The 25,769-nt window shown below is 68.3% G+C and carries 19 protein-coding genes; 12 read left to right on the top strand and 7 right to left on the bottom strand.

Features of this window, described 5'->3' with window-relative positions; genetic code table 11:
* Positions 1-47 precede the first annotated feature (47 nt).
* Positions 48-671, top strand: coding sequence for a toxin-antitoxin system HicB family antitoxin (locus tag JJJ14_RS06775; RefSeq protein WP_101558127.1), 624 nt, complete (start codon positions 48-50; stop codon positions 669-671).
* Between the two features lie 114 nt (positions 672-785).
* A complete protein-coding gene (locus tag JJJ14_RS06770) occupies positions 786-1,520 on the top strand; it encodes a DUF4097 family beta strand repeat-containing protein (RefSeq protein WP_201443671.1) in 735 nt (244 codons plus the stop codon).
* A 101-nt stretch (positions 1,521-1,621) separates the two neighbouring features.
* On the opposite strand, the gene JJJ14_RS06765 is transcribed toward JJJ14_RS06770, so the two are convergent.
* The 4 genes from JJJ14_RS06765 to JJJ14_RS06750 form a co-directional block, all read right to left on the bottom strand.
* Positions 1,622-4,231 (bottom strand): DEAD/DEAH box helicase, encoded by a 2,610-nt coding sequence (locus JJJ14_RS06765; protein ID WP_201443670.1) that lies wholly within the window; start codon positions 4,229-4,231, stop codon positions 1,622-1,624.
* Positions 4,232-4,536: 305 nt separating this feature from the next.
* Positions 4,537-5,418, bottom strand: a complete 882-nt coding sequence (locus tag JJJ14_RS06760; RefSeq protein WP_201443669.1) for an ABC transporter ATP-binding protein — start codon at positions 5,416-5,418, stop codon at positions 4,537-4,539.
* A 4-nt stretch (positions 5,419-5,422) separates the two neighbouring features.
* Positions 5,423-6,499 (bottom strand): ABC transporter permease, encoded by a 1,077-nt coding sequence (locus tag JJJ14_RS06755; RefSeq protein ID WP_201443668.1) that lies wholly within the window; start codon positions 6,497-6,499, stop codon positions 5,423-5,425.
* A gap of 6 nt (positions 6,500-6,505) precedes the next feature.
* Positions 6,506-7,696: an ABC transporter substrate-binding protein gene (locus JJJ14_RS06750; RefSeq protein WP_201443667.1), complete on the bottom strand. Its 1,191-nt coding sequence runs from the start codon at positions 7,694-7,696 to the stop codon at positions 6,506-6,508.
* A 592-nt stretch (positions 7,697-8,288) separates the two neighbouring features.
* Here JJJ14_RS06750 and JJJ14_RS06745 point away from each other — a divergent pair.
* From JJJ14_RS06745 to JJJ14_RS06725, 5 genes are all read left to right on the top strand, one after another.
* Complete coding sequence (locus tag JJJ14_RS06745; RefSeq protein ID WP_201445102.1) at positions 8,289-9,683, top strand: enterochelin esterase domain-containing protein; 1,395 nt, start codon at positions 8,289-8,291, stop codon at positions 9,681-9,683.
* A 408-nt stretch (positions 9,684-10,091) separates the two neighbouring features.
* Entirely contained in the window at positions 10,092-12,602 is a 2,511-nt protein-coding gene (locus tag JJJ14_RS06740; RefSeq protein WP_201443666.1) for a hypothetical protein, read from the top strand.
* A 178-nt stretch (positions 12,603-12,780) separates the two neighbouring features.
* Positions 12,781-13,470 (top strand): DNA-directed RNA polymerase II, encoded by a 690-nt coding sequence (locus tag JJJ14_RS06735; protein WP_175284673.1) that lies wholly within the window; start codon positions 12,781-12,783, stop codon positions 13,468-13,470.
* A gap of 106 nt (positions 13,471-13,576) precedes the next feature.
* Positions 13,577-15,370 carry an aspartate--tRNA ligase gene (aspS, locus tag JJJ14_RS06730; protein WP_201443664.1) on the top strand — a complete coding sequence of 598 codons (1,794 nt, stop codon included), beginning with the start codon at positions 13,577-13,579 and terminating at the stop codon, positions 15,368-15,370.
* 244 nt (positions 15,371-15,614) lie between these two features.
* Positions 15,615-16,382, top strand: coding sequence for an alpha/beta fold hydrolase (locus JJJ14_RS06725; protein WP_201445101.1), 768 nt, complete (start codon positions 15,615-15,617; stop codon positions 16,380-16,382).
* Between the two features lie 77 nt (positions 16,383-16,459).
* Here the strand turns inward: JJJ14_RS06725 and JJJ14_RS06720 are convergent, their stop codons facing one another.
* The 3 genes from JJJ14_RS06720 to JJJ14_RS06710 form a co-directional block, all read right to left on the bottom strand.
* Positions 16,460-18,016 carry a serine/threonine-protein kinase gene (locus JJJ14_RS06720; protein ID WP_201443663.1) on the bottom strand — a complete coding sequence of 519 codons (1,557 nt, stop codon included), beginning with the start codon at positions 18,014-18,016 and terminating at the stop codon, positions 16,460-16,462.
* Positions 18,017-18,237: 221 nt separating this feature from the next.
* Positions 18,238-18,561 carry a hypothetical protein gene (locus JJJ14_RS06715; protein WP_009405546.1) on the bottom strand — a complete coding sequence of 108 codons (324 nt, stop codon included), beginning with the start codon at positions 18,559-18,561 and terminating at the stop codon, positions 18,238-18,240.
* Positions 18,545-18,874 carry an ArsR/SmtB family transcription factor gene (locus JJJ14_RS06710; protein WP_004564836.1) on the bottom strand — a complete coding sequence of 110 codons (330 nt, stop codon included), beginning with the start codon at positions 18,872-18,874 and terminating at the stop codon, positions 18,545-18,547. Before JJJ14_RS06710 ends, JJJ14_RS06715 begins: the two co-directional genes overlap by 17 nt.
* A gap of 84 nt (positions 18,875-18,958) precedes the next feature.
* Between JJJ14_RS06710 and JJJ14_RS06705 the strand changes: the two genes are divergently transcribed.
* From JJJ14_RS06705 to alaS, 5 genes are all read left to right on the top strand, one after another.
* A complete protein-coding gene (locus JJJ14_RS06705; protein WP_201443662.1) occupies positions 18,959-19,732 on the top strand; it encodes a glycerophosphoryl diester phosphodiesterase in 774 nt (257 codons plus the stop codon).
* 57 nt (positions 19,733-19,789) lie between these two features.
* Positions 19,790-20,407 carry an L-threonylcarbamoyladenylate synthase gene (locus JJJ14_RS06700; protein WP_101558137.1) on the top strand — a complete coding sequence of 206 codons (618 nt, stop codon included), beginning with the start codon at positions 19,790-19,792 and terminating at the stop codon, positions 20,405-20,407.
* A gap of 129 nt (positions 20,408-20,536) precedes the next feature.
* Entirely contained in the window at positions 20,537-21,940 is a 1,404-nt protein-coding gene (locus JJJ14_RS06695; RefSeq protein ID WP_101558138.1) for a replication-associated recombination protein A, read from the top strand.
* A gap of 256 nt (positions 21,941-22,196) precedes the next feature.
* Positions 22,197-22,820, top strand: coding sequence for a 30S ribosomal protein S4 (gene rpsD, locus JJJ14_RS06690; RefSeq protein ID WP_009747225.1), 624 nt, complete (start codon positions 22,197-22,199; stop codon positions 22,818-22,820).
* 237 nt (positions 22,821-23,057) lie between these two features.
* Positions 23,058-25,769, top strand: a complete 2,712-nt coding sequence (gene alaS / locus JJJ14_RS06685) for an alanine--tRNA ligase (RefSeq protein WP_201443661.1) — start codon at positions 23,058-23,060, stop codon at positions 25,767-25,769.

Here is a 25,769-nt window from a genome sequence, read left to right as displayed (position 1 = left end):
CACCAAACTCTCTTGACTGGGGTGGCTAATAGTGTCAGCATGGTGTCATGCATGTGGATGCCTACACCGAGACCCTGCGTCGTACCCTCGTGGAGACCTCGTCCCTGGGTGACGACCGGACCCAGGACGTGGCCCGCTCCCTGGCGGCTGCACTCGATCCGGCGCTGCGCCTCGTCGCCGTGCAGATGCTCACGGACACCGCAGATGAGCTCAACGGCGAGCTCGACGGAGCTCATGTCGCCGTTGTGATGGACGGTGCGACGCCCCATCTCCTGGTGACCCAGGCTGATCGGTCTGATGAGCGGGAGCAGGACCACGTGACGGGCCCGAACCGCCATGCCGAGACTCCGGTGCACGCAGTACCTGAGGTGGAGGAGGGCCCGGAGGTCCGCACGACGCTGCGCCTGCCCGAGTCACTCAAGCAGCAGATCGACGCCGCCGCCCGGATGCAGGGACGTTCGGTCAACGCCTGGCTCGTGGAAGCGGCTCGAGGTGCGCTGTCTGAACAGTCGTCCGCATCGGGCTCCCAGCGCCCGCCGAGCACCGGGAATGACTGGGCGGGGTCTGATCGCTCTGCGAGTGGCTCCGACGGAGGACGCCCCATCGACTGGCGTGCCGGACCGGCGCAGCACCGGAGCTCGGGGGCGACGCTCACCGGCTGGTTCGGCTGACCCCGTGCCAGTGCGTCGTCGTGCCACTGATCTCACCTGATCCCAACGACTCACCCGCTGGATGACCACATCGTGGCGGTCCACGCAGATACCTGAAACCTGAGGAGACCACCCATGCCGATCTGGACCTTCGACCTTCCCGATGACGCTCAGCCGAACCTCGTCCTGGACCTGTCCACCCTGAGCGTGGTGACCGCGCCTGGGACGGGAAGCGCGATCACCGTCGAGGCCGATGAGAGCCTGACACCCCTCCTGGACGTCACCGCCGACGGGGCCGAGGTGAGCATCCGCCAGATCGCTCTCGTGGGACGTGAACGATTCGCTGGCATCTGGCCGTGGGGCCCGCAGACATCTCGAGTTCGGGTCACGGTGCCGCACGGCACGCACCTGGACGCCCGCCTCGATGCCGGATCGATCAGCGCTGAGCACTCCTGGGAGCACGTGCAGATCCGGACCTCGGCGGGATCGATCCGGCTGGGCGACTGCATGAGTGCGCAGGTGCACGCCGACGCCGGCTCCATCGTCATCGGCGCCCTGCATGAGGGGAGCGTGCGGGCCCAAGCCGGTTCTGTGCGCATCCGCTCGACCTCCGGCACAGTGTCTGCCCACACGGAGGCCGGCTCGGTCAAGATCGTCGAGGCCCATGAAGGATCCTTGGATCTGTCCAGCGAGATGGGAACCGTGTCGGTGGGAGTGCCCGAGGGAACCGCGGTCCTGGCCGACTGCCACTCCGACTTCGGTCGAGTCGCCACCGACCTGCCCCGCCAGGAGCGCCCCGATGCCCTCGAACGATGCCTCGAGCTGCGGGCCCGCACCCAGATGGGGACCGTGCGGGTGCGCAGGGCCTGAGCACCCACCCATGCGACGACCAGATGGCGGAGTAGGGGAAGAGTAGTGGGGGCGGCAACATGTGTTGCTGCCCCCAATCGCATCAGACGAGTCCTCGGGACTCAGCGCTCGCCGCGCCCTCCACGGAAGCCGCCCCGGTGGCCGCCGAAGCGGTTCTGGTTGCGCTCGCCGTAGCCACGGCGCTCGCCCCGGTGCCCGTCGCGGTTGTAGCCGCGGCCACCCCGGTCCTCGCGCCGGCCACGGAAGCCGTCCCGATCGCCACGGCGCTCATCCCACCGACGGTTGTCACGGCGCTCCCCGCGCTCCGAGCGGTCGTAGCCGCCCCTGCCGCCGCGCCCATCACGGTCCTTCCAACCGCGCTCGCCGTCCTCACGGCGGGGACGGAAACCGCGTTCTGACCGCTCGCCGCGGTCGCTGCGGTCGCCACGGTCCTTGCGGTCCTCCCAGTCACGCCGCTTAGGACGCCGCTCGGCGCCGTTGGGGCCGGACCAGCCGTGCCCCGGACCCTCGTCGGGACGGATTCGCAGCTCGCGGCCGGCAAAGGTCGCCCGCCCCATGACGCTCAGCTGCTCGGGGCTGAGGTCGGCGTAGATCGTGACCAGGGAGAAGGACTGGAGGATGTCGATCTTGCCGATGTCGGAGCCCTCGATACCGCCCTCGTTGGCCAGCGCGCCCACGATCGCTCCGGGCAGGACCCGGTCGCGGTGCCCGACCTCCACGCGGTAGACGGTCCCAGGGCCCTCGTGCTCGCGGCGCCCGGAACGCGTGGCCGAGCGGCGTCCCTCGCCGCGGTCTCCTCGCTCTGCGCGACGGCCCTTCTCCCGGCCGCCTTCGAAGGAGGCCGACAGGAAGGTCCCCTCGGAGTCGAGGTTCTCCTCCCGGCGGGCGCGCTGCGGGCGCTCACCGCCCCGGTCCTCGCGCCTGCGCGGTCCCTCGTCTCCCACGGCCAGGGCCAGCAGCGTGGCCGCCAGCTCCTCGACGTCGATGTCCAGCTCCTGGGCGGAGTCGGCGACCAGCGGCAGGTACATGTCCAGACGGCCGCGCTCGTGGCGGGCGGCTGCCTTGGACAGGAGCTTGCGGGCGCGGTGCTCGGAGACGTCCGCGGGGGAGGGCAGGGTGATCTCCTCCAGACGGCTTCCGGTGAGGCGCTCGATCTGGCGGAGCTTGCCCTTCTCCTTGGGGGTCAGGAAGGTGACGGCCTCGCCGTGGCGGCCGGCGCGGCCCGTGCGACCGATACGGTGCACGTAGGCCTCGGCCTCGCGGGGCACGTCGAAGTTGACCACCAGGCCGATGCGGTCGACGTCCAGGCCTCGGGCGGCGACGTCCGTGGCCACCAGCACGTCGAGGGTGCCGGCGCGCAGCCGCTCCACCAGGCGCTCGCGCTCGCGCTGAGGCACGTCACCGGAGATCGCGGCGGCCTGGATGCCCCGGCCCGCCAGCTCGATGGCGACGTCCTCGGCCGTGGACTTGGTCCGTACGAAGACAATGGCGGCCTCGGCGTCGGTGACGGCCAGGACCCGGGAGACGGCGCCGATCTTGTGACGGAAGGGAACCACCGCGTAGGTCTGGTGGACGGTGGCGACAGTGGAGGCCGGCCTGGAGACCTCGACCTGAACGGGCTCGTGGAGGTGCTGGCGCGCCACGGCCTGGATGGCCGGCGGCATCGTCGCGGAGAACAGGGCGGTGCGCCGATCGGCGGGAAGAGACTCCGCAATCGTCTCCACGTCCTCGGCGAAGCCCATCCGCAGCATCTCGTCGGCCTCGTCCAGCACGAAGTAGCGCACGTCGTCGAGCTGGAGCGCGCCCTTGTCAATGAGGTCGATGACGCGGCCGGGAGTGCCGACGACGACCTGGGCGCCGCCCTTGAGCGCGCCGATCTGGGGGCCGTAGGGGGCGCCGCCGTAGACGGCCACCACCTCCAGTCCGCGGGAGCGGGCGGCCATGTCGGTAATGGCCTCGGCGCTCTGGAGCGCGAGCTCGCGGGTGGGGGCCAGAACGAGCGCCTGAACGACGTTGTCACGCGAGTCGACGGCGTCGAGCAGCGGAAGCCCGAAGGCCGCCGTCTTGCCGGTTCCGGTCTGGGCGACGCCGACGACGTCACGGCCGGCCAGCAGAACCGGGATCGCCTCCTTCTGGATGGCGGTGGGGGTCACGAAGCCCATGTCGGTGACGGCCTTGAGCAGGTCACCGGGAAGACCCAGGTCGGCGAAGGTGATCTCCTCATCCTCGTGAGCGGTCCTCACCTCGCTCTTGTCCCGGTCGCGCGGCGAGGCGGCGCGCTCGACGTCGCGCTGGTGGCTGTCGGAGTCAGTGTTGGAATCGGCATCGGTGTCGATGAAGGGGGTGTGGCCGTCAACCTCGTCCTCATCAATGTCGACGCCGTCGTCCTCATCGGAGTCGTCGATCCCGTCCTCCGGGTCGGCCTCGGGGAGGTCTCGGTCGACGTCGTCCGCCTCCTCCTCGTGGTCGACGTCCTCCGGGTCCTCAGGGGAATCGGAGGAGGCGGGAGTGGCGAAGTCCTCGGGGGAGGAGGTGGTGCCGTCGCGGTGGTGCGGCGCGGCGACAGTGCTCTCCTCGTCGTTCTTGGTCGGGCCGGTCTGCTCGCCGCCGGAGAGCTCGGCGGAGAAGAGCGCATCGAGGCTGAGGGGGCCGTTGCCGTCCTTGCTCTGAGCGTCGGAGGCGCCAGGCGCAGTACTGCTGGAGTGAGTCATGAAGTTATCCCATATCTGTCCCCATGAAGATGGTGGGGACCGCGGCGGAGTGTGGGGGAGGACCTTTTGTCCTCCGCTCTTTGCCGTACCTGGCCCACCACACTCGCCCCGCACCCGGACTGGCCGGGTGACTCATGGGCTAACACGCACAGACTCACGGGATACTCGTGCCGCACACCGGGTGCGACAGGACCCGAACGGGGTCAACAGGGCACGGATCGCTCCTGCACCCAGGCTACGGGAGAATCAGCGGAACTCCGCGCTCCACGGGCTGGATCACAGGTGAGGTCGGTCTCGTGGCCTGTTCACCGCCCCAGCAGGCCGAGGATCTTCCGACGCAGCTCGCGGACCTCGTCACTCGACTCGTCGTGCTCGGGCACCTCGATGTCGGCGACGACGCGCGCAGGGCGCTCTGACAGGACGACCACTCGGTTGGACAGGCGCAGGGCCTCGTCCACGTCGTGGGTGACCAGGACGGCGGTGAAGCGCTGGGACTCCCACAGCTTGAGGATCTCGTCCTGGAGCTGGAGGCGTGTCAGGGCGTCGAGCTTGCCCAGGGGCTCGTCCAGGAGGAAGAGCCGGGGCCGGTTGACCAGGGCTCGGGCCAGTGAGGCCCGTTGAGCCATACCGCCTGAGAGCGTGGAAGGGTAGGAATCGGCGAAGTCCCGCAGCCCAACGATCTGCAGGGCCGCCTCCACCCGGCGTCGGTCGCGCTCCACCCGGCCTCTCGCCTCAGGGCCCAGGGCGACATTGTCCCGCACGGTCCTCCACGGCAGCAGCGTGGAGTCCTGGAACGCGAGCGCGCGCAGAGGCGAGGGCCCGGTCACCTGCTTGGAGTCGACGGTGACGCTGCCCTCGACGGGCTGCTCCAATCCGGCCAGCAGTCTCAGGATCGTGGACTTCCCGCAGCCGGACGGCCCCACGAGTGAGACGAACTCCCCGGGTGCCACCGTCAGGTCGATGTCATTGAGGACGGCAAGCTGATCCGGCTTGGCAGCCTCAGCCTCATAGCGAGCCCTCGCAGCGGGGGAGAACCGGCGCAGCAGCAGATGGAGCCAGCCGTGCTCCAGGTCATGGGACAACGGGTAGCTGTGGGAGACACCAGCGAGATCGACCTGTGCCCCGCGGGGGACGGACGGAGTCGAGACCTGCGGCGCGGCAGTAGCCGCCGACGAATCAGCAGACATCGGTTCACCACCTCACAAGGTTCTGCTGCCATGCCAGCAGCGAGGAGCGGATCTTGAACAGCAGGACCATGAGTGTGCGGCAGAAGGTCACCAGAATGATGAGGCCCACGTACATCCGGGGGTAGTCCGCCCAGCCCTTGACCCAGTTGATGTACCAGGCCAGGCCCTTGTCGACGCCGGTCAGCTCGGCGGTCATGAGGGCGGCGAGCGAGGTTCCCAGTCCCGTGAACAGGCCGGTGAGCATGTCTGGTAGCGCGGAGGGCACGGCCACTCGTCTGATAAGGAAGAGCTCGTCGGCTCCCAGTGTGCGGGCCATGTCGATGTAGTCGCGGCGCACGGAGCGAACTCCCGCGCGAGTCATGGTCGCCATGGGGAACCAGGCGCCGAAGCCGACGATGAAGGCTGCCGAGGTGTACGTCGTCGGAAGCAGCAGCAGCGCCAGCGGAAGCAGTGAGGCCGCGGGAACTGGGCCGATGGTCTGAAGGAGTGGATGGAGCCAGTAGTCGGCGCGCCTCGACCAGCCCATGAGCAGGCCTGTGAAGAACCCCAGCACCGATCCGGCCGTGTACCCGATGATGAAGAGCAGCGCCGAGGCACCCAGGCAGCTGAGCAGCAGCCTCCAGTCTCCGAGGAAGGAGGCAATGAGTACTTCTGGGGCGGCGAAGTACGGGGGCGTGAGCAGTCCGAGCTTGGATGTTGTCAGCTGCCAGACGATGAACCATGCGCCGGCGGCGTTGATCCAGGGCAGGAAGTGCGTCAGAGACCTCGCTGCCGAAGAGGCCGGTCGGACCCGTGCGGTGAGTGTCCACGCGATCAAGGCGGTCAGCCATGCCCCGGCAAGGACTGCGACTGGAGTGGTTGACTCCTTGCGGAGAAGGTCGGCTTCCGGCAGGGCGATGAGGAGGACCAGGTAGGCCGACCACAGGAACAGCGCCGTCGTGCTCACAAGCGCGCCTGCGCTGGAACGGCGATCGCTTGGTGTGCTCTGCCTGGCTGTGGAGGAGGGCGGTCGTGGATGCCCATCGTCGACGGGCTTGGAGGACGCGGTCGATGCGGTCGCGGGAGTCACTTCAGTGGGCATCGTCACTCAGTCCTTGATGCCGAGGTCGGCGACGACGGTGTCGGTCAGCTTCCGGGCGGAGACGTCGGATGCGATGAAGCCGGTCCCCTTGAACTTCTCGATGCCGGGCTCGATCGCGGCCCGGAACCTGGAGGCCGAGGCCTTGAACCCGTATGTCTTGAGCACCCGGACGACGACGTCCTGGTCCGCGGCGACGTAGTCGTTGTCAACCTCGATCTTGGCGATCTCCTCAATGTGGCCCGGTACGTAGGCCGAGCCCTTCAACCAGGCCTCGGTCAGAGCCTTCGCCTCCTTGGGCTGCCGACGTACGAAGTCCCCGTTGAGTGCCACCGAGCAGCAGAACTCCTCAGCGTCGTTGTTGGCCAGCTCACGGGCCGTCCCGTTGAAGACGGGAAGCAGCGGTCCGGGGTCAGAACCCATGATGGCGTCTACCTGGCCGTCAGTCAGCGCGGTCCCCAAGGAGTCCGCATCGACTGTGCGCCACGTGATGTCGCCTCCGTCCGGCTTGACGTTGATGCCGGCCTCCGACAGCCCGATCGCGAAGTAGGCGAAGGCGGATGACGACAGTGACGGCACGCCGATGGTGGCGCCTTTCAGGTCAGCCAGCTTCTGATACGGAGAGTCCCTGCGCACCACCAGGCGCAGGCAGCCGGCGTGGAGCCCCGCGGTGAGCCTGGCGTTGAGGCCGTTGTAGATCGGCTCCAGCCAGGAGAAGAAGATTCCCGGAGCGCCAATGTACTTACCGGCCCCCACGCCGTCCTTGGTGTCCTCGGTCTGCTGGGTGCGCGCCAGCGTGACCTTCAGTCCCGCGTCGTCGAAGAAACCCCGGTGGTACGCGGCGTACAGTGGTGCAGCGCAGATGTCGCCGCCAATCACCAGGGGGAGTGCCTCGTGGGCTCCGATGACACCCTGGTTGGTGCGCCGAATCGTCAGGTACGCGCCGGTACCGACTACGGCAGCGGCTGCGAGTCCCCCAATCGTGAGCAGCGTGCGCCGTGACGGTTTGCCGCGATGCGACTGATCCGTCTCATTGGCGTCGGGATCATCGATGTCGTCATCGGCTGCCAGAATCGCGGCGGCGTTCTCAGCCGTGACCTCCTGAGTCTCCACGACCTCGGCCTCCGATGGGACGGAGGACAAGGAGTCGGAGGACTGGGACGGATCGGAGGAAGAAGAGGACGATGAGGACGTGGACATGGTTTCTCCTGTAGTGGTGGGAACGGGCCTCGATGCGCATGACGCAGCAGCGTCCCAGTGAAAATGGTGGAGGAGGAGCACGAGAAGCCGAGCGGAGCAAGCCGAGTAAGTGCGGACACAGCCTCAGGCCATCAGAGCGTGTGAAAGGGCGTCTCCGTACTCTGGCGAGCGGAAAATACGCGGCACGGGAGCCCACAACGTCATGGCCGGTTGTCGTTCTCGGCCGGCGTCAACGCTGCTTTGAGGTGTCGTCACGCTCCCCGGGCAGGTTCAGCGCCGGGGGAGGGGACGGAATCAACAGGCTCGACAACAACACATCTGCGCACCACACATGACCGCGAGCGCCTGTGCGCCAGGAGCGGTTGTGGCCGTAAGAACGATGTGCGTCATGACGACTACCCTATGCCACGCTCTCCGGAACAATGCAAGCCTGCCATGTGTCCCATGATGCGAGCCTCCCATCGCCGGATCACTGTGGAACCGATACGTGGAACCGATACTGAGTGGCTGTAGAGTCGGCGACGTGAGTGGGGGGTGTGGCGATCAACCGCCTGTGCCGCAGGCACGGTGGAGACAGCTGGCCGCGACTCCTGTGGCCCAGGACGGTGGCCCGCTTCGCATCACCCCGGCGTGGTGGCCTCCGGTTCCCGACGATTCAGCCTTGGCCGCTGCCGCGGTGCACGGCACTCCCGTCCTGGGGGAGGGACACATCATCAACGGGGTTGAGATGGTGGAGGCGAGCTTCCTGTGGCGTGATGACCACCGGCACGGCGCCAGCCCCAGTGTGCTCATCCATCTCAATACCCTGACCGACAACCATCGCGCTCACATCGCGCCGGCACTGGCCGCCCGGGTTCCCGGGACCGGCTGGTGGGCGCTTCACGTCCTGCTGCCGCAGGATGCGCTCTTGAGTTACCGGATCGTTGTGACTCATGACGCCCTGCCTGACGATGCCGGGGCCCGACGCGAGTGCTGGAAGCGCGTTCACGCACTGGGACGGCCCGATCCCCTCAATCCCGAGCGGCTGCATGACGGCTTCGGTCTGGTGTCCTCGCTATGGGCGGGCCCCAAGGCCATGCTGCACCCGGATTGGATGATCGGCTCGGGCGCTTCGGCAGAGGGGGCGTGGCAGGCGCTGAGCCGTCCCCAGGATGAACACGCTGGGTACGTCCTCCGGTTCGACCTGGAGAACGAGGTGCTCACAGACTTTGATGAGCCGGGAGACCCCGGACGGCGAGTCACACTGTGGTGCGGGGGCCGTGTCCAGGAGGGCTCCTGCGGGCACGGTGAGCGGGGTCTGCTGATCCTGCTCGACGGAAACATCTGGCGTGGCAACCATGCCGTCGATCACCTGGCCCCCAGATCCCGCCAATGGGATGTGCTGCTCATCGACTCCGGCAGCCTGGCCATGCGCTCACGCGACCTGGGGGATCCGCGACGCAGCAGAGAACTGCTCCGTAGGTGTCTGCAGGCGGCACATCGGGCCGTCTGCGGACGAGGCTGCAGGATAGCTGTGTCCTCTGAGGATGATGCTGGTTGCATGTGGCGCCCGGATCGGACCGTGGTGGCTGGGCAGTCTTTGGGAGGGGTTGCTGCGGCCGACCTGGTTCTGCGTCATCCCGAGCTGGCTACTCGTGCCATTGTCCAGTCCGGATCCTTCTGGCTCGGCTCTCAGCGCCGAGGCGAGGGTGAAGGGGAGCTGCTGCGCTGGTTGCGTCACCGCTCCGAGGCTCGGAGCCTGCAGCGCCCGAGAAGCGACCAGCATCCTCATGATGGTCAGGGGCTGGGGGCGCGACTGGTGGTCCAGTGCGGGGTCCATGAAGACGGCCTGCGTCAGGGGGCTCGCACCGTCTCAGAGCTTCTTGGGGTCGAAGGAGCGCTGCTCGAGTATCGCGAGGAGCGTGGCGGGCACGATTACGCCTGGTGGCGTCATGCCTTGTCGTGGGGGCTTGACGCTCATGAGCAGGACCTGGGGATCTGCTCATGAGCCATCTGAGGTACTCCGCGTGCGGCTGTCGCCAGCTCGGGGCGCACTGCAGGGGCGGATCCGCTGCGCAAATAAAACCGTGACACAAAAGAAATCTTGGCAACAAAGGGGTCACGTATCCCAATTTATCGTTACCATTGCTCGAGTTTCCTCAAGTCTCCCGGTTCTGAATGGTCTCAACCCGACCGATTGACGGGTTACCGCTGTGTATACTTAACCCGGAATCGACAACGCGGACGATGTTTTCGGGTGATAGCGGATTCTTAGAAGGGAGGCGTCCGTCTATCATCGTTCGCGAAAGGCAGTCGCGCCTGCTTCGTGGTGCGTCCTTTCCTCGTGCATCTCGGTTGTCAACCATGTGCTGTACGAGTAAGTCCATCTGCCCCTGCCCATGAACGAGACCACGTCATGCAATACGCTCAGCGGCTGCTTGCCGCCCTCCCTTCCGTCAGGAGCGGCCTGCGCGCGATTCTTGCTGTTCTGACAGCCTTCGGCATTGTTCTGGCCACCGCCGGTGTTGCCGCCATGCCCCTTTTGAATGCAGGCAATGCTGTTGAGGACTATGAGAGCGGTTCGGCCTGCCACCCCGCAGCCAGAATGGTCTACCCCGAGGGCCAGTCGGCGCCCGAGTACGTGGTGCCGGTCTATGAGACCGGGTTCGGCGTGGGGGTCGAGTCGATCCTGTCGGGCTGGTGCAGTACCGCTGGGGAGGTCCTGGAGGACCCCACCATCACGCTCAACGTCGTCGAGGGCAAGACCGTCACTCCCTACCTGCTTCCAGGTATCAAGGCCGAGCTTGAGCGTCCGGCTCCCACCAACGGCGAGCAGGATGTGTTCATCCCGACTGACTACCTCGTCAAGGGCGTGCGTCAGGCCACCGGAGACAAAGGCTGGGAGGTCGGCACGAAGGTCTTCAGCCTCACCTACACCAGTGGAACGGTGAGTGCGACCACGGGCCTGTTCTCCTTCGTCAAGCAGGACCCGGATGTCATCAACCCTCCGGCTCCCGAGCCGACTCCCGAGCCGTCGCCGGAGCCGACTCCCGAACCCTCTGCGGAGCCCACCGCGGAGCCGACGCCGGAGCCTACCGCGGAGCCGACTCCCGAACCCTCTGCGGAGCCGAGTGCTGCACCCGGTCCGGTGCCGACTGCTGAACCGACGACCGCACCTACTGCGGAACCGGCTCCTCATGCCTCGAATGAGCCGTCGCCGGCACCCTCGGCGTCTCCCACGCCGGTACCGACACCGACGCCTTCACCGAGTCCCTCCGCGGCACCCAGCCCGTCAGCAGCCCCCTCACCGACTCCTTCTGCGGCGCCCAGTCCGACGGTCACTCCTTCCGCGGCTGCTTCACCCAGCGCATCGCCCTCGCCTTCCAAGTCGCCCGAGCCGGCTGCCTCTACCCAGCCGAGCGCGACCGCTAAGACGTGCCAGGTCAAGCCCGCCGTCCAGGTGCTCGGTTCCGATGGCTCGGATCTCCAGGGGGTAGAGCCCTCCTACGACCCGGATACTGCAGTCAGGGTCCGGGGTACGGGCTGGTGCTCGCAGGGGACGATGCTCGACGGCGAGAAGCCGGTCGAGATCAAGGTCGCGGCCTACGGCGGGTACGTGGTTCCGGGAACGCTCTCGGTTCCCGTCACCTTCCGTCACGGGTCCTTCGACGCCCAGCTCAACCTGTCGGCCCTCTACACCGGGGGGAAGGTCGACAAGGGGCGCTACTACCTGCAGCTCTCGCCCATCGATTCCGGGCTGACGGCCGCGACCAACATCTTCGCCCTCAACAAGGCCGTCGCCCCGCAGCCCACGCCGGAGCCGTCCCCCGCGCCGAGCCCGGCTCCTCCTGCGACCGCGGAGCCCTCGGCCACTGCGGAGCCCACCAGCGAACCCGCACCGGAGCCGACTGGTTCACCCACCAGCCCTGCTCCCACGCCCTCGGCTGCTCCGTCGTCGGAGCCCTCCGCCTCGCCGGCTCCCTCGGCCCACCCCTCCGAGAAGGCGTCCCCGGCTCCTGCACCTCAGACCACCGAACCCGACCAGAACGCTCCGAAGCCGAACCCGGATGACAGTGGGCGCCCCGGAACGGACAACGCCGCGGGCAACCACCCAGGTGGCAACCCCGGCGGCTCGGGTTCCGGCTCGGGCGCTGGTTCAGGTGCGGGCGCGGACACAGGCGCAGGCAGCCAGGCCGACTCCTCCGCGCCGCATGCCCCCGATGCCGGATCGGACTCCCGTTCGACCTCGCAGGACGGCTCCGCCCAACAACCGGCCAACGCTGGGGCGGCGCCCGCCCCGAACGCCGGTGGCTCAGGAGGCGAACGCGCCCATACCTCGGAAGACTCCGCGGCCTCGGCGCAGGCCTCGCCTGAGGCTGACGCGAGCTCACAGCGCACCGTCCGTCCGGACCGGAGCCCGGTGGCCCCGGTGACCAGCGCGGCCCACCTGAGCGCGGACAACGCCGGCTCCCTGTCCGGCTCCCGCCAGGGCAACATCGTCAACCTCGTCCTGCCCAAGTCCAAGGCGCAGGCGGGTGAGTGGGTCTCGGTGTTCGTCTTCCCCGGAGCCACCACGAAGGGATGGGTGCAGGTTGATGATGCCAACAGCGTCTCCATCGATATCTCAACATTCGACTCCGGCTCCTACGAGCTGGCGGTGGCCGATCGCGACAACAGCCTCCTGGGATGGGCGAAGCTGGAGATCTCCTCTGCGTCCTTCGATCCTCGCAACCCGGCACAGGCTCAGCTGCTGACCTTCCCGGACACCGCGGCTGCGCCCACCAAGGGCTTGAGTGCCAACGACATGCTCCTGGGGAGCGCCGGAGGGCTGCTGGTCGTCGGAGCCGTGAGCCTGCTGGTCGCCGCGTTCTCCGGGATGCCGCTGCGTGCACCACGGACCTCCCTGCGGCTTCCGCGCAGGCGCTGAGACGGTGTAGTAGGAGAGCGTCAATGACATCGTCAAGGGGCCGGAGCACGCGGCCGTGGAAAGGAGGTGTGAGCGGATGATCCGGATATTCCGGATGACTGAGCGCGTACGGCGTGAGCGGCGTGCCGTGCCGAGTCGGTATCGGAGTGCCTTGAGGCGCCTTCAGGGGTCTCCTCGGATGCTGGTCATCGTCTGCTCCGTGCTCCTGGCCTCCCTGGTGGCGGTGGTCTCCACGAGCCCCGTCGCCAGCGCGGACACCAAAACCGGTCCCTCCACTACAGGAACCGCTTCAACAGTCAGCCCCTCGACGGTCGCCGTCGGAGGAACGATCATGTACACGCTCTCGGGATTCCCCAGCGGCGTGACGGTCCAGGTCCTCATCGACGACGGTGCCCTGGTCGCCTCGCGCCCCGGGGAGTCCGAGGTGGTCACCACGATCACCGTCAAGAAGGACGGCACCGCCGCAGGCTCCTTCGAGCTGCCCGAGTACGTCGAGCAGGGCAACCACTGGCTGCGATTCCGGGTCTTCGGGGCCCAAGGGGAGAGCGGCCAGGAGGGCAACGCGGCGGACTACACCAACAAGAGCCCCTACTTCACGGTATCGGGTGTCACGGTCATAGGCGGGTCCGCCCCTCCCACCGTTCCGCCGGCTCCCACCCCGCCGCCCCGTCAGGTCGCGGCCTCGGGCCGGGCCAACGGCACCGCCGCCGGCATCCAAGCCGCGGGGCCAGGTGGCGAGTCGGCCGGTTTCCCAATCATCGGTGCCTTCGTCCTCGGGCTCAGCGTGATCCTGGTGGTGCTGTCGGTGCTCGTGGCAATCAACCGTCGCAGGATGGCCGCCTATCAGCGTCGTCGGGCCATGGCCTGAGGACTGAGACCCGAGCTCCTTGTAAACTGCCGCCGGCGCCCACCCGTCTCGTGGTGCGCCCCGACGGGCACCGGCTCAGTGCCCCACACGGAAGGAACTCAGCACCGTGCTGCGAACCCGAACCGCAGGCTCCCTGCGCGCCTCAGACATCGGCCAGGTCGTCACCCTCACCGGATGGGTGGATCGACGTCGTGACCACGGAGGCGTGGCCTTCATCGACTTGCGGGACGCCTCGGGGATCGCCCAGGTCGTCATCCGCGAGGAGATCGCCCACGACCTGCGCGCCGAGTACGTTCTGGCCGTCACCGGGGAGGTGAGCGCCAGGCCCGAAGGCAACGCCAACCCGAACCTGCCCACCGGCGAGATCGAGGTCGTCGTCTCCGACGTTGAGATTCTCAACGCCTCCGCGCCGCTGCCCTTCCAGGTCTCCGATCATGCCGAGGACGCCGGACAGGTCGGCGAGGAGGCGCGTCTGCGCTACCGCTACCTCGACCTTCGGCGCAGCGCCATGCAGCACGCCATCCGCCTGCGGGCCAAGGTCAGCCAGGCCGCCCGCAGGGTTCTGGACTCCCATGACTTCGTGGAGATCGAGACCCCCACCCTGACCCGCTCCACCCCGGAGGGCGCCCGCGACTTCCTGGTTCCGGCTCGACTGGCACCGGGCTCCTGGTACGCCCTGCCGCAGAGCCCGCAGCTGTTCAAGCAGCTCCTCATGGTGGCCGGCATGGAGCGCTACTACCAGATCGCCCGCTGCTACCGCGATGAGGACTTCCGCGCCGACCGCCAGCCCGAGTTCACCCAGCTCGACGTGGAGATGAGCTTCGTCGAGCAGGACGACGTCATCGCCGTCGCCGAGGACGTGCTGCGTGAAGTGTGGGCGCTCATCGGCTACGAGCTGCCCACGCCCATCGCCCGCATGACCTACCACGACGCCATGGAGAAGTACGGCTCGGACAAGCCCGACCTGCGCTTCGGCTGCGAGCTGGTGGACCTGACCGACTACTTCAAGGACACCACCTTCCGGGTCTTCCAGAACCCCTACGTGGGCGCCGTTGTCATGCCCGGCGGGGCCTCCCAGTCCCGCCGCACCTTCGACGCCTGGCAGGAATGGGCCAAGCAGCGCGGCGCCAAGGGCCTGGCTTACGTCACCGTCGCCGAGGACGGGACCCTCGGTGGACCCGTCGCCAAGAACATCACCGACGCTGAGCGCGAGGGCCTGGCCCAGGCCGCCGGCGCCGCGCCCGGCGACTGCATCTTCTTCGCCGCCGGGCCCGTGGACTCCTCCCGTGCCCTGCTGGGCGCCGCCCGCCTGGAGATCGGCAAGCGCTGCGGTCTCATCGATGACGACGAGTGGTCCTTCGTCTGGGTCGTGGACGCCCCCCTGTTCAAGCCCTCCGCCGAGGCCAAGGCCGACGGCGACGTGGCCCTGGGCAAGTCCGCCTGGACCGCGGTCCACCACGCCTTCACCTCGCCCAAGCCCGAGTGCCTCGACACCTTCGACACCGACCCGGGAAGCGCCCTGGCCTACGCCTACGACATCGTCTGCAACGGCAACGAGATCGGTGGCGGCTCCATCCGTATCCACCGCAGCGACGTCCAGGAGCGCGTCTTCAACGTCATGGGGATCGGTGAGCAGGAGGCCCAGGAGAAGTTCGGCTTCCTGCTGGACGCCTTCAAGTTCGGTGCTCCGCCGCACGGCGGCATCGCCTTCGGCTGGGACCGCATCGTCTCCCTGCTGACCCGGGCCGACTCCATCCGCGACGTCATCGCCTTCCCCAAGTCCGGGGGTGGCTTCGACCCGCTGACCGAGGCACCCGCCCCGATCACGCCCGAACAGCGCAAGGAGGCCGGGGTTGACGCCGTCCCGGACAACGACTCCGGCTCTGCGGCGCAGGGCTAACAGCAAGGGACGAAGCAGATCTGAGTTCGCAGGTCGCGTCGTTGGGTAAGGACCTGCGGACGGGGCGGTGATCCCGGCGCCGAGTTCGGTGCTCCCAAGGGTATCCCCCAGGGGAGTACCGAACTCGACGACTTTCACCTCAAGCTCTAGAAGACTCGCCCTCATCGGAATCGATGAACTCAGTGGGGATCGAGGTGAGCACGGAAGTCGTGTGCGCTCTTCGCCTACACTCGATGAGGTGACGATGCTTGCGTTGCACGAGTGGGGCGACCCGACGGGTCTGCCGCTGCTCTTAGTGCACGGCCTGACTGAATCAGCTACCGCTTGGCCGGATGCCGTAGTCCGCTGGTCCTCCCAGTATCACGTCCTCGCGATCGATCAGCGGGGACACGGGGCATCCCCGCGGTGGGACGATGAGGCCCTGGCTCGGGCGCCGCAGACGATGCACGAGGACCTTACGAGGACATTGGCGCTGTTCCCGGAGCCGCCGGTCGTCGTGGCGCACAGTCTGGGTGGGCTCATATCGCTGCGGGTGAGTGTCGCCCGGCCCGAGCTGGTTCGGGCATTGGTCCTGGAGGACGTCGCGCGTCCCACCGGGCACTGGGCTCCGGCCCCCTGGTTCGTGGAGCATCAGGAGCACTTCCTGGACGCCTTCGCCGACGGCGGCGCTGCCGAGCGGGAACGTATGCGGCGCGAGACCTCATGGACCGAGTCCGAGATTGAGGCCTGGGCCGCGTGCAAGAGGCAGGTCGACCGCCGTTACATCCGCGAAGGTACCTATCTCGGCGAGGCCGACCTCGTCAGCGCGATCAACCGGCTGCGGAGGCCGACGCTCTACCTGGCGCCTCGGCGCGGTGAGATGGCTCCTGACCCCTCTGAGGTGAGCAATCCTCTCGTACGTTTGGTGCTGCTCGACGGCGTCGGCCACTGCGTGCGGAGGGATGCCCCGGAGGCCTACCACGGGCTGGTCGATCCCTTCATCGAGGAAGTCTTCGCCGGCACCAGCCGGTGACTCGCCTCCCGGGGGCTGACCTGTTGACGTCGGCGCCGGCCGACGCCTGCGGAGGGGCATGTGAGACCGCTGCAGATCTACAACCGGCCCAGGACGCAGGCGAAACCCCGACTGCCCGCGGCCCACTCCTCATCATTGGGACCGAGCGTGTTGATCGTGTAGCTGGTGGACAGGTCGAGTCCGTAGCGCTGCGCGTAGGCGCTGGTGCAGGCGGCCTCGACCTGAGGGTCATTCGCCATGGCCTCGGTGGCGCTGGAAGCGGTCGTGGCCGGATCGAAGGTTCCGCCGGCGAAGACGATCCAGTCGGCCTGGGAGCAGTCGACCTGGCTGACGCTCGTGCCGCCCACGACCGAGGTCGTCCGGCTCAGGCAGGTCCCCAGAGGCCACGGCATGTCGTCGGAGTAGGGGATGCCCTGGGCGTTGACCTGCGCGGGAGTCGGGGCGGCTGTCGGGGAGGGCGAGGCCTTCCGGGAGCCGGGGACGGTTGCCCGGGCCGTAGCCGAGGGGCGGCTGCCGGCGCCCTGCTCCGCTCGGGCCCCCGCATGTAGGACGGGCGAGGCAGAGGCCCGCTGGGCTGCCCGGTTCGCTGACGGCACCGAGTCGATGAGCCTGACGGCGCCCAGCACAGCGGCGGAGATGACGACGCCCGCTGTCACCCCCAGTGCCAGGAGCATCAGTGCCCTGCTCGAGCGGCGCGATCCGGCTGTGGGCGTCGAGATCGCCGCAGGTAGGGGGTGGGAATCCCGTAGCGCCGAGTGAGGGGTGCTGAACGCGCCGTTCGAGAGCCCGCCGGCCCGAGTCAGTGCTTCGGTCAGCTCGTTGCCGTCGCGGTACCGCTGAGCGGGGTCGGGGTGCAGCGCCCGGTCGAGCAGCGGACGTAACGCCTCGGGGATGCGTGCGTCGGAGGTGTCGATGGGCACCGACAGGTGGTTGATGATCTCCGGCAGGCTCTGGGGTGCGCCGTCGGCTGTGCGTCGAGGACCGCGTCCGGTCAGGAGCGCGAAGAGAACGGCCCCCATCGACCACACGTCGCCCCTGGGTGAGGGCGCGGCCAGGGTGAAGGCCTCCGGGGGAGCGAAGTCCGGCGTCATCGTCTCCAGGGTGACGGAGGAGTCGATGCCCTCGCGCTGGACGGCGGCCAGGCCGAAGTCGCTCAGACGCGGGCTTCCATAAGCGTCAATGAGGATGTTTCCGGGCTTGATGTCGCGGTGGAGGACCCCGGTGTCGTGAGCAGCGCCCAGGGCGGAGCACACGGCCGTGACGATGCTGACGGCCTGAGCGGCGCTGATCTCGCCGTGCTGCAGGACCTGGGCCAAGGAGCCTCCGTCACAGCGTTCCATGACCAGGTAGGGGCGCCCGTCGGGAAGCACTCCGGAGTCGATCAGCGAGACCGCGTTCGGGTGCCCGCTGATCCGGCTGGCGGCCGCCATCTCCCGCATGAAACGTCGGCGGTTGCGCTCGTCGTGCAGCGGCCTGGAGTCGATCTTGACAGCCACTGGGCGCCCCAACGAGACCTGCTCCCCGGCGTAGACGGTGGCGAATCCTCCCTGACCCAGCACCTGTCCTAGACGGACACCGGGCACAGGCGGTGCGACGTGCCCAGAAGCACCGGAAACAGGGAGGGGACTTCTCATGGGCACATGATCGTTGCGCGTGCGCATCGGTGCAAACCCGCCATTCCCTGAGCCTCATCGTCCAGGGGCCTCCCGCTGACCGTCTGCGTCGGGCGCCGCCGGCTACAGCGTTGCCGCAAACCGTGAGGGCCTCCTGCCGACATACGTCATTCGGCAAAAGGCCCTCACAGGGGCGCACCTCCTGAAGGCGGAGCCCGTCCAGGGGTGACTGACTGAGTCGCTCAGGCGGCGTGCGTGCAGGTCGGGCAGGTGCAGTCCTCGCAGGTGCACGAGGAGCAGGAGTCCGAGCAGTGCTCGCACGAGCAGGTGTTGTGGTTGCAGGTGGGGCAGGTGCAGTCCTCGCACTCGCACACGGCGCAGGGGTCCGAGCAGTGCTCGCACGAGCAGGTGTCGCACTCGTCGTAGTGGCCGTTGTCCTCGTGGTGGGCGTGGCCGTTGTGAATGTAGTCCACGTGGTCTCCGTGGATGACGGCCAGGTGCCCGCAGTCGGGGCCGTGGGTGTGCTGGTGGGCCTCAGCGGGGCGGTGCTCAGTGGTGGCAGTCATGATCGTGCTCCTTCGTGTGCTCGAGGGTGTCGATGAAGATGGATGCGACATGGTCGTCAATGAGGGAGTAGCTCTGGCGCTTGCCGTCGCGGACCGACTCGACCAGGTGGGCGTTGCGTAGGACCCGCAGGTGGTGCGAGACCAGGGGCTGGGAAACGCCGAGGAACGTCACCAGCTCGGTGACGTCAGCCGGTGAGCTGATGAGGCGGTAGACGATGCTCGCCCTCATGGGGTGAGCCAGCGCCTTGAACAGCTGCACCACGGCCGAGTCCTCCCCAAGGGGGGCCTCCGGTGGTGTGGCGACCTTTCGCATACAAGGGATTTTATATCAACTCGCCTTGATGTCAAAGCGTTCTTCCGCGGAGTGCGTTCGTGCGGCTCATGTAGCATTCCGGCCATGTCATCGGTGACCTCAGACAGTGGTGGGTGCGTACGCGGAGACGAGCGCATGATCTTCGGGCACCGGGGCCTGAGCTCGCTGGCCCCGGAGAACACCATGGCCGCTTTCCGTTGTGCGGTGGATCATCAGGTGAAGTGGGTGGAGGCCGACGTCGACGTCATCGCCGACGGAACAGTCATCATCTGCCATGACTCCACCCTGGACCGGACCACGAATCGCACCGGTCGGTACGACGACCTGACGGCGGCCGATCTGGCGGGCATCGACGCCGGAGGCTGGTTCTCCCCTCGGTTTGTGGGTGAGCCGCTGCCCGCCCTGAGCGATCTCATCGACCTCATGAACGACAGCGGTCTCAACGCCAACATCGAGATCAAGCCCAATGAGACCGGCAAGGAGGCGACCTTGCGCCTCATCGATGGCGTCATCGCACAGCTCGAGCGCCTGCGCCCCGACGTCAAGGTCATCGTCTCCTCCTTCAGCCACCTCCTGCTCCACCTGTTCAAGCAGCGCGCCCCGGAGGTCCCCGTGGGGTGCCTCTATGAGAGTCGTGCGCTGTCGGGTGACTGGAGGAGCACCCTTGAGATCGTGGGCGCCGACTTCATCCATCCCGAGGACTCCGGCCTGACCCGGCGGCAGGTCCAGGAGTTTCGGGATGCGGGCTACGGCGTCAACGTCTGGACCGTCAACTCGCCAAGCCGAGCCGGCGAGCTCTTCAGCTGGGGGGTCACCGGCGTCTTCTCCGATATCGCCCATCAGATCCCTGGCTGCTGACACCCGTCTGCCCCCAGAACGCTATGTGAGAACCATCACCCGGGGTAGGGTGGGGGCATGGCACGTTACATCGAGCTCCACCCCGTCAACCCGCAGGTGCGTCTGGTTGAGAAGGTCGTCGACACGTTGCGCGACGGCGGCCTGGTCGCCTACCCCACCGACTCCGGATACGCCCTGGCCTGTGCGCCGGGCAACAAGGAGGGGCTGGACCGGATCCGCACCATCCGCCAGCTCGACGGCAAGCACAACTTCACCTTCGTGTGCGCCGACTTCGCCCAGGTCGGGCCGCTGGCCATCGTGGGCAACAACGCCTTCCGGCTCATCAAGCGGCTCACCCCTGGGCCGTGGACCTTCATCCTCAAGGGGACCAAGGACGTGCCCCGGATGACGCTCAATCCCAAGAAGCACACGCTGGGCGTACGCATCCCCGACCACGCCATCACCCAGTCCCTCGTCGCCGAGTTCGGTGCCCCCATCCTGTCCTCCACCTTCATCCGGCCCGGCCAGGAGGAGCCTGAGACCAACGGGTGGGAGATTCAGGAGTCGCTGGGGCACCTCATCGACGTCGTCATCGAGGGGCCCGTAGGACAGGGGGAGTCGACCACCGTCGTCGACCTGACCGACGACGTCCCCGAGGTGCTGCGTGAGGGTGCCGGAGACATCAGCCTCCTGTGACCGACCTGTGGCCGACTCGGCCATCGCCGAGCTCGTGTTGCTTGCCGGCCCCGCCTTCGCGTGAGGCCTTGCAAGTTCCTGGAGATCGTGCGTCCGTGGGGCCGGCGTCAGGGGAGATAGGGTCGGTGCATGGACCTGTTCGAGTCGGCCGGCACGGATGACGCCGGGATCCCCGTGGACTCCCACGCGCCGCTGGCGGTGCGGATGCGACCGCGCACGCTCGACGAGCTTCAGGGGCAGGCACACCTGCTCACCCCCGGATCGCCTCTGCGCCGCCTCGTGGAGCCGGCCGAGGCGAGCGGGGGCTCCCATGCTGGTGAACGGGGCGCCGCCGCGCGGCCGTCTAGCTCCTCCCTGTCCTCGGTCATCCTGTGGGGCCCACCCGGAACCGGCAAGACGACGCTGGCCTACCTGGTGGCACGGGGCAGTGGCCGCAGGTTCGTGGAGCTGTCAGCGGTGACGGCCGGCGTCAAGGACGTGCGCGCCGTCGTCTCCGATGCCCGGCGCCGTTTGGCGGCGGGGGAGGAGACGGTGCTGTTCATCGACGAGGTGCACCGATTCTCCCGCTCCCAGCAGGATGCCCTGCTGCCGAGCGTGGAGAACCGGTGGGTGACGCTCATCGCGGCCACCACGGAGAACCCGTCCTTCAGCGTCGTCTCACCGCTCCTGTCCCGCTCCCTGCTCCTGACGCTCCAGCCTCTGGGGGCCGATGACATCGGGCGCCTGATCGATCGCGCGCTGGATGACGAGCGGGGCCTGGCCGGCACCGTGGGCATTAGCGAGGAGGCGCGCGAGCAGATCGTGCGCATGGCCGGCTCCGACGCCCGCAAGGCGCTCACCGTGCTGGAGGCCGCCGCCGGCACGGTCCTGGCGCAGACACCTGCTTCCAACTCGTCGCCCCTCATCGAGGTGGCCGACGTCGAGCGGGCCGCGGACGTGGCAGCGGTGCGTTACGACCGCGCCGGAGACCAGCACTACGACGTCATCAGCGCCTTCATCAAGTCGATGCGCGGCTCGGACCCCGACGCCACGATGCACTACCTGGCGCGCATGATCGCCGCCGGGGAGGACCCCCGCTACATCGCCCGCCGCATCGTCATTCACGCCGCCGAGGACGTGGGCCTCGCCGACCCCACGGTGCTGTCCACCGCCGTTGCCGCCCAGCAGGCGGTTGCCATGATCGGAATGCCGGAGTCCGGGCTCATCCTGGCCGAGGCCGCACTCGCCGTGGCCACTGCGCCCAAGTCCAACGCGGTCACCGTGGCGCTCAACGAGTCGCTGGCCGATGTGCGGGCCGGTAAGGCCGCGGCCGTTCCCGCTCACCTGCGCGACGCCCACTACGCCGGGGCCGAGGGGCTCGGGCACGGCAAGGGCTACCGCTACCCGCACGACTTCCCCCACGCCGTCGTCGGCCAGCAGTACCTGCCCGAGGGGCTTGAGGGCAGCCGGTACTACCGACCCACCGGCAACGGCTTCGAGAAGCAGCTGGCCTCCCGCCTCGAGGCGGTCAGGCGCATCCTCGATGAGCGATAGTGCGTACGCCTTGAGCACCCCATCCGGGCAGAGCTTGAGGACCGTCTCACACCGGGCGGTTCCGACATGGGTTTTCGCCGGTGAGCACGCTAGAGTTCTCGAGTTGTCCACATCGGAAACGGCAGGCGCCTCCCGCAGGTGTCACCGGCCGACGACGATGCGGACCTCCTGGGGTCCCGGCCCGAACCGAGGCTTGACCCCGCGCCGTCGGCTCCCGCCACGGCGTGCGACCATCGATCCGACAGGAATGACACACATGAGCTCTTCACGCTCCCGCCGCCAGGTGCGCCTCTCCCGCGCCCTCGGCATCCCGCTGACCCCCAAGGCCGTGCGCTACTTCGAGCGCCGCCCCTACGGCCCCGGTGAGCACGGCCGCGCCCGCCGCCGCACCGAGTCCGACTACGCCGTCCGCCTCAAGGAGAAGCAGCGCCTGCGCGCCCAGTACGGCATCCGCGAGGCCCAGCTCCAGCGCGTCTTCGAGGAGGCCCGTCGCGGCCAGGGCCTGACCGGTGAGTCCCTCGTCGAGCTGCTCGAGATGCGCCTGGACGCCCTCGTTCTGCGCTCCGGGATCGCCCGCACCATCGCCCAGGCCCGCCAGGACGTGGTCCACCGCCACATCCTCGTCGACGGCAAGGTCGTGGACCGCCCCTCCTACCGCGTCAAGCCCGGCCAGACCATCCAGGTCCGTCCCCGCTCCCAGGTGATGGTGCCCTTCCAGGTCGCCGCTGCCGGTGCGCACCGCGACGTGCTGCCCCCCGTCCCGGAGTACCTCAACGTGGACCTCGAGAAGCTCTCGGCCACGCTGGTGCGCCGTCCCAAGCGCGACGAGGTCCCCGTGACCTGTGACGTCCAGATGGTCGTCGAGTACTACTCGCGCTGACCCTCACGCCCACCTGACGCCGGGGCGCCCCGGACCCATGAGAGGTTCGGGGCGCCCCGGCGTGGGAGTACGCTCACCATGGAGCAACTCGACCGGCTCTGCGTCCGCAGGCGACTGATTCCACCGTCTCCGTCGAGTACCTGGCCGGCCGGTCGGCCACACCACACCGTCCACCCGCCCAGCACCAGGCCCAAGAGCCGCAGTGCCCGGGCACACCTCGAACAGGATGAGGACCCCATGCGCACATCCGAGATCCGCAGCCGCTGGCTGGACTACTTCGCCGCGAACGAACACGAGATCCGGCCCTCGGTCTCCCTGGTGTCTCCCGAGCCCTCCATCCTGTTCACCGTGGCCGGCATGGTGCCCTTCATCCCCTACATCCTGGGTACCGAGGAGGCCCCCTGGCCCCGGGCCGCCTCGGTGCAGAAGTGCATCCGCACCAATGACATCGACAACGTCGGTATCACGACGCGCCACGGCACCTTCTTCCAGATGAACGGCAACTTCTCCTTCGGTGACTACTTCAAGGAGGGGGCCATCTCCTACGCCTGGGGCCTGCTGACAGGCAGCCGCGAGGAGGGCGGCTATGGTCTGGACGGGGACCGGCTGTGGATGACGATCTGGGAGGAGGACCAGGTCTCCCTCGACTACTGGACCCGTGAGATCGGGGTGCCCGCAGAGCGGATCCAGCTCCTTCCCTTCAAGGACATCTCCTGGTCCACGGGCCAGCCCGGCCCTGCCGGATCCTGCTGCGAGATCCACTACGACCGCGGCCCCGCCTACGGGCCCGACGGCGGTCCCGCCGTCGACACCCAGGGTGACCGCTTCCTGGAGATCTGGAACCTCGTCTTCGACGAGTTCCTGCGCGGAGAGGGCAAGGGCCACGACTTCGAGCTCCTGGGCAAGCTCGACCAGACGGCCATCGATACCGGTGCCGGTCTGGAGCGCCTGGCCTTCATCATGCAGGACAAGCCCAACATGTACGAGATCGACGAGGTCTTCCCTGTCATCAAGGCCGCCGAGGAGCTGTCCGGAAAGGTCTACGGCCGCGGCTCGGCCGGTCCCGAGGCGGGCGAGGCCTACCACGATGACGTGCGCATGCGGGTCGTCGCCGACCACGTGCGCTCGGCCCTCATGCTCATCTCCGACGGCGTGCGTCCCGGCAACGACGGCCGCGGCTACGTCCTGCGCCGCCTCATCCGCAGGGCGGTGCGCTCCATGCGCCTGCTCGGCGTCGACGAGGCCGCCATGCCCACGCTGCTGACCGTCTCGAAGGACGCCATGAAGTCCTCTTACCCCGAGCTGGAGACCGGCTGGAGCACCATCTCCGAGGTGGCCTACGGTGAGGAGGACGCCTTCCGCCGCACCCTGGCCGCCGGCACCACGATCCTGGACACCGCGGTGGCCTCGGCCAAGAAGGAGGCTGGCCGCTCCGGGCGCCCGCTGGTGTCGGGCAAGAGCGCCTTCGAGCTGCACGACACCTACGGCTTCCCCATCGACCTGACCCTGGAGATGGCGGCCGAGCAGGGGGTCGATGTCGATGAGAGCGCCTTCCGCAGCCTCATGAACGAGCAGAAGGAGCGTGCCCGGGCCGACGCGCGCGCCAAGAAGACCGGACACGCCGACATCCGCGTCTTCCGCGAGCTGGAGAAGGAGATGGGCGGCGGCTCGACCTTCCTGGGCTACACCGAGTCCTCCGCCGATGCCACCGTCGCCGGGATCCTCGTTGACGGCGTCCCGCAGAGCGTCGTCACCGCCCCGGCCTCGGTCGAGGTTGTCCTGGACCGGACTCCGTTCTGGGCCGAGATGGGCGGCCAGCTCGCCGACCAGGGCACGATCCGGCTGGCCGACGGCGGCACCGTCGAGGTCGACGACGTCCAGGCCCCCGTCAAGGGGCTGCACGTCCACCGCGGCACCCTGACCGAGGGCACGATCGCGGTGGGGGAGAAGGCCTTCGCCCAGATCGACTCGGCGCGCCGCCTGGCGATCGCCCGCGCCCACACCTCCACCCACATGGTGCACAAGGCGCTCCACGAGATCGTCTCCGACAACGCCACCCAGGCCGGCAGCGAGAACTCGCCCTCCCGCATGCGCTTCGACTTCCGCCACGGTTCAGCCCTGGCCTCGGACCAGATCTCCGGCATCGAGGAGCGGGTCAACGCCAGGCTCTCGGAGGACCTGGCCGTCACCGACGAGGTCATGGACATCGACGCCGCCCGCGCTGCAGGCGCCATGGCCCTGTTCGGAGAGAAGTACGGCAAGCAGGTGCGGGTCGTCTCCATCGGGGGTGACTGGTCCAAGGAGCTGTGCGCCGGCACTCACGTCCCCAGCACCGGCCACATCGGCCGCATCGCGGTGCTGGGCGAGTCCTCGATCGGTTCGGGCGTGCGCCGTATCGACGCCCTCGTCGGTGAGGGCGCCTACGGCTACCAGGCCAAGGAGCACGCGCTGGTCTCCCAGCTATCAACCATGGTCGGGGGCCGCCCCGAGGACCTGCCCGAGCGCGTCGAGAGCCTCATGACGCGCCTGAAGGACGCCGAGAAGCGCCTGGCTGCGGCCGAGCAGGCGGCGCTGTCGGCGCGCACGGCCGGCATCGTCTCCGACGCCGTCCGGCTGGGCGAGGTCCGTCTTGCCTCAGCCGACCTCGGGACCGTCGGCTCGGCCGATGCTGTACGCTCGCTGGTCCTCGACACCCGCAGCCGACTCGGTGACGCCGAGCCCGCCGTCGTCGCCGTCGGCGCGGTCGTCGGTTCGCGTCCGGTCGTGGTGGTGGCCACCAATGCCGGTGCTCGTGACCTGGGCATCCGTGCCGGTGCCCTGGTGCGCACCGCCGCCCAGGTTCTGGGCGGCGGAGGCGGTGGCAAGGACGACCTTGCCCAGGGCGGTGGTCAGAACCCCCAGTCTCTGGACGAGGCGCTGCGCGCCGTGGCCGAGCAGATCCAGGCCTGA

This window comes from Actinomyces sp. HMT 175 (assembly GCF_016694895.1).
GTDB lineage: Bacteria > Actinomycetota > Actinomycetes > Actinomycetales > Actinomycetaceae > Actinomyces > Actinomyces oris.
Note: the sequence above shows the minus strand (reverse complement) of the source record. Positions and strands in the feature narration are given on the sequence as shown.